This window comes from Rhodoferax sp. ZS1R8 (genome assembly GCF_056521325.1).
This window is the reverse complement of sequence record NZ_JBWMBA010000160.1, coordinates 1-691: the sequence shown is the minus strand read 5'-3', so window position 1 is coordinate 691 and position 691 is coordinate 1. Positions and strand designations below refer to the sequence as shown.

Sequence of the window (691 nt, the reverse complement as noted above, 5' to 3'; positions counted from 1 at the left end):
TGTCGACTACGACTTTGCCCGGGACTGGGCACTGAATTTTGGCGCCCGCTACACCCACGAAAAGAAGAATCTATTTTACAACCTTGACGGTTCCAAGAGCGGCGGTTTTCGCATCGCCACGCTCAATGGCTACACCGATAGCCGCTCGCAAAGCGAGGTCACCCCAACGGTCGGTGTCAGCTACGCGGCCAACAAGGACACGAACCTCTATGCAAAGTACTCCACCGGTTTCAAGAGCGGCGGCTGGAACACCGATTTTCTCAACGTGGCCCAAGTGGCAGGGGGGTTCAAGTTCGATACCGAAACGGTCAAGGGCTACGAAGCTGGCGTTAAAGGCAAGCTTCTTGGCGGGCGCATGCAGTATGACGTCGCGGCCTACAGCAGCCGATTCGACAACTATCAAGTGTTCCAGTTTGTTAATGTTGGCACCACGACTGCTCTCGTGCTCAACAACGCCGCCAAGGTTGATTCCAGCGGCGTGGAGGCTAGTGCCCGCCTGCGCGTGTCCCGCGATCTGACCATCGGCGGTAATTTCGGGGTCTCGCGCGCCGTATACAAGAGCTTTCCCAACGGTGGCGGCCCCGGTGTTGATTACAGCGGTCAGCGCCTGAACGACAGCCCCCGGTTCACCGCCGCCTTGAACGTTAGCTACGGCATCGCCGCTCCGAGCCTGGGCGGCCGGTTCGAGTTG

Annotated in this window: 1 protein-coding gene; it reads left to right on the top strand. The window is 59.0% G+C overall.

Going from position 1 to position 691, the window contains the following annotated elements; translation table 11 throughout:
* Window positions 1–691: TonB-dependent receptor domain-containing protein (locus AC097P_RS24635; RefSeq protein ID WP_479613044.1), on the top strand; the 691-nt coding region annotated here is incomplete at both ends.